The 10667-nt window shown below is 75.3% G+C and carries 9 protein-coding genes; 8 read left to right on the top strand and 1 reads right to left on the bottom strand.

All coding sequences use genetic code 11. The features are described 5' to 3' along the window. Positions 1-192 (top strand): hypothetical protein (locus tag AB0C69_RS29055; protein ID WP_360358341.1); only part of this gene is annotated, 192 nt, incomplete at its 5' end. Positions 193-197: 5 nt separating this feature from the next. Here AB0C69_RS29055 and AB0C69_RS29050 read toward each other — a convergent pair. Continuing rightward, entirely contained in the window at positions 198-1865 is a 1668-nt protein-coding gene (locus AB0C69_RS29050) for an MFS transporter (RefSeq protein ID WP_345184734.1), read from the bottom strand. A 135-nt stretch (positions 1866-2000) separates the two neighbouring features. On the opposite strand from AB0C69_RS29050, the gene AB0C69_RS29045 reads away from it, so the two are divergent. The 7 genes from AB0C69_RS29045 to rpe form a co-directional block, all read left to right on the top strand. Next, positions 2001-4085, top strand: a complete 2085-nt coding sequence (locus tag AB0C69_RS29045) for a primosomal protein N' (RefSeq protein ID WP_360358340.1) — start codon at positions 2001-2003, stop codon at positions 4083-4085. Positions 4086-4260: 175 nt separating this feature from the next. Continuing rightward, positions 4261-6069 carry a hypothetical protein gene (locus tag AB0C69_RS29040; protein WP_360358339.1) on the top strand — a complete coding sequence of 603 codons (1809 nt, stop codon included), beginning with the start codon at positions 4261-4263 and terminating at the stop codon, positions 6067-6069. A 142-nt stretch (positions 6070-6211) separates the two neighbouring features. Beyond that, entirely contained in the window at positions 6212-6757 is a 546-nt protein-coding gene (gene def, locus AB0C69_RS29035) for a peptide deformylase (RefSeq protein WP_345184728.1), read from the top strand. Further along, positions 6758-7684, top strand: coding sequence for a methionyl-tRNA formyltransferase (gene fmt / locus AB0C69_RS29030; protein ID WP_353834602.1), 927 nt, complete (start codon positions 6758-6760; stop codon positions 7682-7684). Continuing rightward, positions 7684-9090: a transcription antitermination factor NusB gene (locus AB0C69_RS29025; protein ID WP_360358338.1), complete on the top strand. Its 1407-nt coding sequence runs from the start codon at positions 7684-7686 to the stop codon at positions 9088-9090. The genes fmt and AB0C69_RS29025 overlap by 1 nt, the downstream gene beginning before the upstream one ends. Positions 9091-9125: 35 nt before the next feature. After that, positions 9126-10076 (top strand): phosphatase PAP2 family protein, encoded by a 951-nt coding sequence (locus tag AB0C69_RS29020; protein ID WP_353834604.1) that lies wholly within the window; start codon positions 9126-9128, stop codon positions 10074-10076. Between the two features lie 12 nt (positions 10077-10088). Continuing rightward, positions 10089-10667 (top strand): ribulose-phosphate 3-epimerase (gene rpe / locus AB0C69_RS29015; RefSeq protein ID WP_360358337.1); only part of this gene is annotated, 579 nt, incomplete at its 3' end.

Below are 10667 nucleotides of genomic sequence, written 5' to 3'. Positions count from 1 at the left end.
CAGGCGGAGCGGGTCGGTGAGCGGCTCGCCGGCGAGCGCCTCGACGCCATCTACGAGACGCCCCGGGGCCCTTCTTCGCGCGCCCGTGCTGTTCCGGCGCCCCTGTCCTCGACCAGGTCTTCTCGCGCGTGCGGCGGGCGCCTGCCCCAGTGCGGCCTGGTGCCGCGGGGAAGCCGTGCGGACGCGCCGTGACGGGGTCAGCCGGCGCAGTGGTTGCCGCGGTGCAGGCCGTAGCGGGCGGCGATGGTGTAGCGGCCGGGGGTGCGCGCCTCCAGCCGGACGAACTCGCCCGCGCGCGCCAGGCAGGCGTTCCCGCCCGTCGCGCTCAGCCACGGTGACCAGGAGACGCGCAGCAGGACCGACCCGGGCGAGGGCACGTCGACGACGAGCTCGCCGGAGTTGAGGTTCCTGACGAACGCGGGCGGGTCGACCAGCGGCGTGGGGCTCGCGACGCGGTACAGACGCCAGTGCGTGTCCCGCCAGATCTCCGTCAGGTACGGCTGGCCGCCTTCGACGAGGGCGGCCTCCTCCTGCGCCGACCAGTCGACCTCCTGCTCGGGCAGGACGACGTACTGGACGGCCCACTTGTGCAGCCAGTCGCGGTACGAGGCGGGCGTCAGCGCGCCCTTCTCGTAGAACAGCTCGTGGCGCTCGGCGTCGACCTGGCGGTTCCAGCCGCGGGCGAGCGCGAAGTGGCGGCTGAGGCCGGAGGACTCCCAGTGGGAGCGCAGCGGGACGACCTCGATGCGCGCGTCGTCCGCGCCGACGGCGCCCAGCTCGGCGACGAGGCCGCGGGCGTGGTCGGCGGCGGTGGCCGCGGGCTCGGTGTGGATGAGGTCGTCGACGGGCTTCACGACCTGCCAGGACGCCGTCACGATGAACGCCAGCGACAGCACGGCGATGCGCGCCCGCCCGTGGGCGCGCGCGACCGCCGACAGCAGGAACATGCCGCCGAACAGCAGCGAGAGGCGCTCGACGTTGCTGCCGATGGGGGAGGGGATCAGCCAGGTCAGCAGGATCCCGGCCAGGTAGACGGCGGCGCCGGTCCGCACGAACCTCCAGCTCTTCGGAGCGCAGAACAGGATCGCGGCGACGCTGGTGACGGCGGGCAGCACGATCGCGTCCAGGGAGATCGGCTGGACGCCGCTGAACGGGAAGAGCAGGCTGGTGGTGCCGACCACGACGGGCAGGCCCACGGCGACGCAGACGCCGGCGCGGCGGCGTCCGGTCAGGAAGAGCGCGGCGGCCAGCACCAGCAGGAACAGGCCGGCCACGGGGCTCGCGAGCGAGGCCAGCAGGCTCAGCACGACCATCGCCGCGGCGCGCAGGGCGGGCGTGCCGCGCGGGGTGAACGCCACGATGGTCGCCATGAGCGCGAACATCAGCCCGAGGCCGAACGTGACGCGGCCGGAGGCGGCGTTGCAGGTGAGCGCGAAGGCGGCCCAGAGGGAGGCGGGCAGCGCGACCGGGGCCCGGAACTGCTTGAGCAGGTAGGCGGTGAGCGTGGCGCAGATCGTGCCCGTGATCACCGCGACCGTGCGGATGCCGAACAGCGCCATCAGATACGGCGACACGAGGCTGTAGGAGGCGGGGTGCATCCCGCCGTACCAGGCGAAGCTGTAGGCCGCGCCGGGGTGCTTCCAGGCGAAGTCCGTCCACGCGGCCTGCGCGGCGAGGTCGCCGCCCTCGGTCGCGAGGAACAGCCCCCACACCAGGTGCAGGACGGCGGCGGCCAGCGTGGCGGCGACCACGGGGTGGCGTGCCCGCTTCTTCCACCGGGAGGCGGCCGCGGGGCTTGGAGAACGGCGTGACACCCCGTTGCTGACCGGGGCGTCCGTCCGCTCATGGGCATGAGCTGTGGTCACATCGCCTGCAAGGCTCGTCGGACGGCGAGGGTGCGGACGGCGTCGGGCAATGGGCCGGAGGACGCGCACCCGTTCAAACGGACCAACCCTAGCGTGCGACTCCGGGTGTCGGATCGATCTGGTAGGACGGGGGGCGTGACGAAGGACGGCGGGGGAACGGACCTGATCCCGGGGCTGGACGCCCTTCCGGGCGCGGCCGCCCCCAAGGCGGGCCGGTCCGGGAAACCCGCCGCGCCGGGGAAGAAGGCGGCGGGGAAGAAGGGGGCGCGCCGTCCGGCCGCGGAGCTGCCCGTCGCGCGGATCGCGGTCGACATGTCGCTCCCGCACCTCGACCGCCCCTTCGACTACCTGGTCCCCGCCGAGCTCGACGCCAAGGCGGTTCCCGGCTGCCGCGTGCGGGTGCGCTTCGCGGGCCAGCTCGTCGACGGCTTCCTGCTGGAGCGGGTCGCCGAGAGCGGCCACGGCGGCAAGCTGCTGTTCCTGGAGAGGGTGACCTCGCCCGAGCCCGTCCTGACTCCGGAGATCGTCACGCTGGTGCGGGAGGTGGCCGACCGCTACGCGGGCACGTTCGCGGACGTCCTGCGGCTCGCCGTCCCTCCCCGGCACGCCCGCGTCGAAGCCGAGCCCGTGGAGGAGGGCGTCCCCGCACTGCCCGGGGCGCCCGACGCCGGCGTGTGGCGGGAGTACCCGGCGGGGGAGTCCTTCGTGAACGCGCTGGCCGGCGGGAGGGCGCCGCGGGCCGTGTGGAGCGCGCTGCCCGGCCCCGACTGGACGGCGGCCATCGCTCGCGCGGTCGCCGCCACGTTGAGCGGAGGGCGCGGCGCGCTCGTCGTCGCCGCCGACGGGCGCGACGTGGCGCGCATCGACGCGGCGCTGGAGGCGGAGCTGGGGGAGGGGCTGCACGTCGCCCTGACGGCGGAGCTGGGCCCTGCGGAGCGCTACCGGAGGTGGCTCGCCGTCCTGCGCGGCAAGGCGCGGGCGGTCGTCGGCACGCGCGCCGCCATGTTCGCGCCCGTCGCCGACCTGGGGCTGGTCGTGCTGTGGGACGACGGCGACGACGTCCACGCCGAGCCGCACGCGCCGTATCCGCATCCCCGCGACGTGCTCGCCCTGCGCGCGCACCGGTCCGGGGCCGGCGCCCTGATCGGCGGGTTCACCCGGACGACCGACGCGACGCAGCTCGTGGAGACCGGCTGGGCCCACGCGCTCGCCGCCGACCGGAACCGCGTCCGGGCGAGGATGCCGCGCGTCCGCTACGTGGGGGAGGACGCGCAACTCGCCCGGGACGCCGCCGCCCGCACCGCGCGCCTGCCGAACATCGCCTTCGAGGCGGCCCGGCAGGCGCTGGAGAGCGGGCCCGTGCTCGTCCAGGTGCCGAGGCGCGGATACGTTCCGGGCATCGCCTGCGGGAGGTGCCGCACCCCGGCGCGCTGCCAGACCTGCCAGGGGCCGCTGGCGCTCGCCTCGTCGCACGCGGCCCCCTACTGCGGCTGGTGCGGCCACATCGCGGGCGACTGGCACTGCCCCGAATGCGGCTTCTTCCAGGTGCGCGCCGTCGTGGTGGGCGCCAAACGCACGGCGGAGGAGCTCGGCCGGGCGTTCCCCGGCGTGCCCGTGCGCACCTCGGGGCGGGAGGCCGTCCTCGACCGGGTCGGTCCGGAACGGGCTCTCGTGGTGGCGACGCCCGGGGCCGAGCCTCCGGCGGAGGGCGGATACCCGGCCGCGCTGCTGCTGGACGGCTGGGTCCTCCTCGGCCGGCCTGACCTGCGCGCCGGCGAGGAGACGCTGAGGCGCTGGATGAACGCGGCGTCGCTCGTCCGCCCGCAGGGCCCGGTGATCGTGGCGGCGGAGGGGGCGCTGCCCGCGGTCCAGGCCCTCGTGCGCTGGGATCCGGTCACGTACGCGGAGCGGGAACTCGCCGAGCGCAGGGAGGTGGGGTTCCCGCCCGCCGCGCGCATGGCGTCGCTCACCGCGTCCCCGGCCGCCATACGGGAGCTTCTGGCCGACACCCGGTTGCCCGACGGCGCGGAGGTCCTCGGTCCCGTTCCCGTCCCGCAGGCGGGCACGGAGGCCCAAGACAAGGAACGCGCGCTGATACGAGTACCCCGCGCCGGGGGGAACGCCCTGGCGCGCGCGCTGAAGGAAGCCCAGGGCGTGCGCAGCGCACGCAAGGCCACGGAGACCGTCCGCGTCCAGATCGACCCCCTCGAACTGATCTGACGCTGCAAACTCAACCGGCGCCGCGGAGCTCGACCAGTGCCGCGGAACTCGATCACGCTGTAACTCGACCGACTCCATGGGACACGAGTGATCCCGTGGCCTCGACCGAGGCGACTCGGCCGACTCGGGGGCTCAACCGACCCCGGGGAACGCGGCTGACCAATAGGGTTCTGGCGTGGCCGACAACTGGGTGGAGACCACCGCGGGCGACCTGCGGCGGTGGTCGGACGAACGCGGCGAGGCGCTTGACGAGCAGGGTGTCCGCATCCTGCTCGACCTGGCGCGTGAGGAGATGGGCCTCGCGGGCCCGGAGGCGCTGGAGCCGCGGCACGTCCGCGAACTGCTCCTGGAGGTCTTCCCCGAGTCCGTGGTCGCCGGGCGCGACGACGTCCCCACCATCCTGGACGCGCTCCGCCGGGTCGTCGCCTACCTGCGCGACACCGGCGCCGTCCCGGCCCCGGCCGCCGACGCGCTGGCGGCGGAGATCGACCGGACCGGCCCCGAGTTCGCCGAGGTCGTCGCGGCCGTCGACAGCGAGGAGCGGCAGGCGGCGGCCGAGGTCGTCGCCGGGCTGATGCAGGCCGACGGGATCGACCTGGACGACGGCGACGCCGTCGACGCGTGGATGCGCGACTTCGAGGCGCTCCCGGAGGAGGAGCGCTTCGCCCGCACCGAGGAGTACCTGCGGCAGGCGGGGGACCTGGTGGTCCCGCCCGTCCGGCTGGCGCCGCAGGCCGAGGTCGCGGACGCGGCGCGGCGGTCGGGCCTCGCCGAGGCGGTCCTGGCCCTGGCCCGCTGGACGGGCGAGCGCCCGCTGACCGAGCACGGCATGCTCACCGAGCCCGACGCCGAGGCCGCGCGCCGCGCCCTCGGCCTGGACGCGCCGCGGCGCCACGGGCGGCTGGAGGACGACGGCGCGCTGGAGCGGCTGTGGTGGGCCGCCGTCGAGGCGAAGGTCATCGACGCCGGGGACGGCCGCGCCTCCCCGGGCCCCGCGCTGCCGGGCCTCGAATCGGGCGACGACGCGGCCCTGCTCACCGCCTGGTTGCCGCTGTTCGACGCCGCCGTCGTGCCCGGCCACGACTACGCCGACGGCCTGGACGCGGTCGAACTCGTCCAGAACGAGCTGACCGGCGTCCTCATCCACCTGTACGAGCAGGAGGAGCCGTCCGGGCCGGACGCCCTCGCCGAGGCGCTGCTGGGCCACATCGAGGAGGCCTACGACCTCAGCGACGCCGACACCATGCACGCGCTCGTGGCGGACGCCCTCGCCCTGGAGCTGGCGGCCCTGGAGGACTGGGGCGTCATCGAGGCGTCCGGCGCGGGCCGGGCGCTGACGCCGCTCGGGGTGTGGGCGGTGCGGGAGCTGCTCCTCGCGGACGGGTTCACCGCCCCGGTCATCGGCGAGCTGGCCGGCGCCCGCGCGTCCGAGCTCGTCGCGGGGCTCACCTGGTACCGGCCTGACGCCGCCGACGAGGAGATCGACGGCTGGCTGGCGTCCCACGACTCCAAGGACGCCGCCGCCGACCTGCTGGACGTCATGCGGACCGGCGGTCCCGGCGCCCGCAACCTCGCCGCCGCCGTCCTGCACCGCGTCGGCCCCGAGGCCGCCGGGGTGGTCCGCGCCGCGCAGGAGCACCCGCTCGTGGCGCCCTACGCCGCGATGTGGCTGAACGCCGCGGGCGACCCGGCGGGGCGCGAGCTGGCCCGCGAGGAGTACCTCTGGGTGTTCGTCGACACGGTGGCCGGGATGATGGAGACCGCCGAGCCGGAGGAGGCGGTCGCGGCGGCGCTGGTCGACGCGCCGCCCGGGGCCGAGATGAAGACCATGGTGGACGAGCTCTGGCGCACCCACCATCCCGGTGTGGCCGACGTCCTGGAGGCCCTGGGCGCCCATCACCCCGACAAGGCGACGGCCAAGGCCGCCCGCACCGCCGCCTACAAGGCGCGGTCGGCGCGCCAGAGCGCGCACCGCGGTGTGTGAACGCGGGGTGTGAACATGGCGTGAATGTTCCGGGCCCGCGCCTCCGTAGACTTGGGGGCGCGTCCCAGTGGACCGGTGGCACCCGCAGCGGTCGGGTGGCACTCGCAGTGATCAGCGACATTCGCAGGAAACGGAGTCCCCGTTGGCCGTCAAGCCCATCCGCCTCTTCGGCGACCCCGTGCTGCGCACGCCCGCGGAGCCGGTGAAGGACTTCGACAAGGAGCTGCGCCAGCTCGTCAAGGACCTCACCGACACGATGATCGACGCCCCTGGAGCGGGCCTGGCGGCCCCCCAGCTCGGCGTCGGGCTGCGCGTCTTCACCTACTACGTCGACGACCGCCTCGGGCACGTCGTCAACCCGACGCTCGACCTGTCGGACGAGCAGGAGACCGACGACGAGGGCTGCCTCTCCCTGCCCGGCCTCGCGTTCCCCACGCCCCGCTCCGTCGGGGTGGTGGCGAAGGGCTTCAACATGCACGGGGAGCCCATCACGCTGGAGGGCACCGACCTGCTGGCCCGCTGCGTCCAGCACGAGACCGACCACCTCGACGGGATCATCTTCATCGACCGGATGGACCCCGAGCAGCGCAAGGCCGCGATGAAGGCGATCCGGGAGGCCGAGTGGTTCGGCGAGCCGGCCCCCGTCGTGAAGGAGTCGCCGCACCGCACCCTCGGGAAGGCGATCTAGATGCGGCTGGTCTTCGCCGGGACGCCCGAGACGGCGCTTCCGGCCCTGACGGCCCTTCTGGGGTCGTCGCACGAGGTCGCCGCGGTCGTGACCCGGCCCGACGGGCGTTCGGGGCGGGGGAGGCGCCTGAGCGCCAGCCCGGTCGCCTCGCTCGCCGCCGAGGCCGGCGTCGAGGTGCTCAAGCCCGCGAAGGCCCGCGACCCCGAGTTCCTCGACCGGCTCCGGGAGATCGCGCCGGACTGCTGCCCGGTGGTCGCCTACGGCGCGCTGCTGCCCCCCGAAGCCCTGGACATCCCCCGGCACGGCTGGGTGAACCTGCACTTCTCGCTGCTGCCCGCGTGGCGCGGGGCCGCCCCCGTGCAGCGCGCGATCCTGCACGGCGACGACGTGACCGGCGCGGCCACGTTCCAGATCGAGGAGGGCCTGGACACCGGCCCGGTCTACGGCGTGCTCACCGAGCCGATCCGGCCGGACGACACCGCCGGCGCCCTGCTGGGACGGCTGGCGGTCGCCGGTGCCGACCTGCTGCTGGACACCATGAACGGCATCGAGGCGGGCGTCCTGGAGCCCCGGCCACAGCCGACCGAGGGGGTGTCCCACGCGGCGAAGCTCACACCCGAGGACGGCCGCGTCGACTGGAAGAGCCCGGCCCTGCACATCGACCGCCTCGTCCGCGCCTGCACCCCGGCGCCGGGCGCGTGGACGACCTTCCGCGACACCCGGGTCAAGCTCGGCCCCGTCCGCCCGGCGCCGGGCGCCGCCGAGCTGGAGCCCGGCGCGCTCAGCGCGGGCAAGAGCGAGGTGCTGGTCGGCACGGCCACCCATCCCGTCGCGCTCGGCGAGGTGCAGCCGCAGGGCAAGCGCCCCATGGCCGCCGCCGACTGGGCCCGCGGTCTCGACCTCACCGGCAAGGACGCGCTGCACTGATGCCTCCCGCCCGCAACCGCCGACGCGCCCCGAACACCCGCCCGGGCGGCCCCCGCAAGACGGGCCGCCCCCAGGACCTCGTCCGCCGCACCGCGTTCGACGTGATCCGGGCGGTGGAGACCCGCGACGCCTACGCGAACCTCCTGCTTCCCGCGCGCCTGCGCGACCGCGGCCTGACCGGACGCGACGCCGCCCTCGCCACCGAGCTGACGTACGGGACCCTGCGCGGCAGGGGCACCTACGACGCGGTGCTCGCGCTGTGCAGCGACCGCGAACTGCGCCGCGTCGACGCGCCCCTCCTGGACGTCCTGCGCCTGGGCGCCCACCAGGTCCTCGGCACCCGCATCCCGCCGCACGCCGCCGTGGCGACGACCGTGGAGCTGGCCCGCTCCGTCTCCGGCCCGGGCCAGGCCAAGTTCGCCAACGCCGTGCTCCGCAAGGTCGCCATGCGCGACATGGACGCCTGGCTGCGGATCGTGGCCCCCGCCGACGCCGACGCCACGACGCGCCTGTCGATCGCCCACAGCCACCCGAAATGGATCGTGTCCGCCATGCGGGACGCGGTCGGGGCGGCCGAGATCGACGAGCTCCTCGCGGCCGACAACGCCCGGCCCCGCGTGACGCTCGTCGCGCGCCCCGGCAGGGCGACCCTCGAAGAGCTGTACGACGCGGGCGCCGAACCCGCCCCCTACTCGCCCTATGGCGCCGTCCTGGCGGAGGGCGACCCTGCGGGCATCGACGCCGTCCGCGATGGGCGCGCGGCCGTCCAGGACGAGGCCAGCCAGATGGTCGCCCTGGCGCTGGCCGATGCTCCCCTGGACGGTCGTGACGCGCGCTGGGCCGACCTCTGCGCCGGCCCCGGGGGCAAGGCCGGGCTCCTGTCCGCTCTCGCCTCCCAGCGCGACGCCCGGCTCCTCGCCGCGGACGTCCAGCCGCACCGCGCCGGGCTCGTCCGGCGCGCGGTCGACGAGCGCGCGGGCGTGGTCGCCGCCGACGGCACCGCTCCCGCGTGGCGCCCGGCCTCGTTCGACCGCGTCATGGTGGACGCCCCCTGCACCGGCCTGGGCGCGCTCCGGCGCCGCCCCGAGGCGCGCTGGCGCCGGGGCCCCGAGTCGGTCGCCGAACTCGGGCCGCTCCAGCGGAAGCTGCTCGCCGCGGCGCTGGAGTCCGTCCGGCCCGGCGGAGTGGTCGCCTACGTCACCTGCTCGCCGCACCTGGCGGAGACCCGCGTGGTGGTGGACGACGTCCTGCGCAAGCGGGACGACGTCGAACGGCTCGACGCGCCCGGCGTCCTGGCGGCGATCGCCCCCGGCCTCACCGGGCTCGGGGACGGCCCGTACGCCCAGTTCTGGCCGCACCGCCACGGCACGGACGCGATGTTCCTGGCGCTGCTCCGCCGCACCTGACCGCCGCGCCCGGCCTCGGGGGAGGCACCGCGCTGATGGGAGGCTCCGTGCTGACCGGCTTCATGATCTTCATGTCGTATCTGGGCAGCGCGGCCTTCTACGTCCCGCTGCTCCTGGCGCTGTTCTGGTGCGTGGCGCCGCGCCTGGCCGCGCGGGCCGCCGTGGTGCTGCTGTTCGGCGCGGCCGTCAACGCGCTCCTCAAGCTGGTCTTCCACGCGCCCCGCCCCTACTGGACGGACCCGAACATCCAGGGCAGGCAGTCGCTGTCGTCGTTCGGGATGCCGTCCGGCCACGCCCAGAACAGCGTCGCCGGGTGGGGCTTCTTCGCGGCCCAGACCCGGCGCTGGTACCTGTGGGCGGGCGCCGCCATCGTGATCTTCCTGATCGGAGTGTCGCGCGTCTATCTGGGCGTCCACTCGCCAGGGCAGGTGCTGGCGGGCTGGGGCGTCGGCCTGGCCGTCCTGGTCGCCGCCCTCGGGCTGGAGCCCGTCGCCGTCCCGTGGTGGCGGCGGCAGCATCTGGCAGTGCAGCTGGCGCTCTCCCTCGCGGTCTCCCTGCTGATGCTCGCGGCGGCCTGGGGGGCGGCGCGCCCGCTGCGGGACTGGCAGTGGCCCCGTGCGTGGGCGGAGGCCGTCAAGGCGGCCGGAGGCGTCGCCGAGCCCGTCACGCTGACCGATTCGGCCCAGGCGTCCGGCGCTCTCTGCGGCCTCCTGATGGGCCTGTCCCTGGTCGCCTGGCGCGGCTGGTTCGATCCGGGCGGCAGGGCCTGGCAGCGCCTGGCGCGGCTCCCGCTGGGCCTCGCGGGGGCGGCGGTCATCGCCTTCTTCGAGGGGGCGAACCTGGTCCAGGCGTTCGTCGTCCAGGCGCTGCTCGTGCTGTGGGTGACGGCGGGCGCGCCGGAGGCCTTCGTCCGCCTGCGCCTGGCGGCCCGCCCCACCCCGGGCCTCACCCGGGCGGGTGACGATCGGGCGGGGCTGCGCCAATAGACTCGGGGCATCATGGCTCCTCAGATCGCACCCAGCATCCTGTCCGCCGACTTCGCCCGCCTGGCCGAGGACGTCGCGCGCATCGCCGACTCCGCCGACTGGGTCCACGTCGACGTGATGGACAACCACTTCGTCCCGAACCTCACCCTGGGACTGCCCATCGTGCAGGCGCTGCTCAGGAACAGCGCCCTCCCCCTCGACTGCCACCTGATGATCGAGGACCCCGACCGCTGGGCGCCGCAGTACGCCGAGGCCGGAGCCGGGAGCGTCACCATCCACGCCGAGGCGGCGAAGGCGCCCATCCGCACCCTGAGGGCCATCCGCGCCGCGGGCGCCCGCGCCGGGCTGGGCGTCAACCCGGCCACCCCGGTGGACGGCTTCGAAGACCTCCTCGGCGAGATCGACATGCTCCTGCTGATGACCGTGGAGCCGGGCTTCGGCGGCCAGAAGTTCCTGGACGTCGTCCTGCCGAAGGTCCGCCGCGCCCGGGAGCTCATCACCTGGGGCGGCTTCGGCCGGCCGGAGGACTTCGCCGGCCTGGACAACTACCGGAAGCTGGCCGGCGACCCCGTCTTCCGCGGCGACCTGTGG

It is taken from the genome of Actinomadura sp. NPDC048032 (genome assembly GCF_040653175.1).
Lineage (GTDB): Bacteria > Actinomycetota > Actinomycetes > Streptosporangiales > Streptosporangiaceae > Spirillospora > Spirillospora verrucosospora.
The sequence above is the reverse complement of the archived record's forward strand: the minus strand, read 5'-3'. Positions and strand labels throughout refer to the sequence as shown.

What these genes read in the sequence shown, in the direction of transcription:
- fmt (WP_353834602.1), top strand. Translation starts at nt 6,758, where the DNA reads ATGCGGCTGGTCTTCGCCGGGACGCCCGAGACGGCGCTTCCGGCCCTG.
- AB0C69_RS29025 (WP_360358338.1), top strand. Translation starts at nt 7,684, where the DNA reads ATGCCTCCCGCCCGCAACCGCCGACGCGCCCCGAACACCCGCCCGGGC.
- AB0C69_RS29020 (WP_353834604.1), top strand. Translation starts at nt 9,126, where the DNA reads ATGGGAGGCTCCGTGCTGACCGGCTTCATGATCTTCATGTCGTATCTG.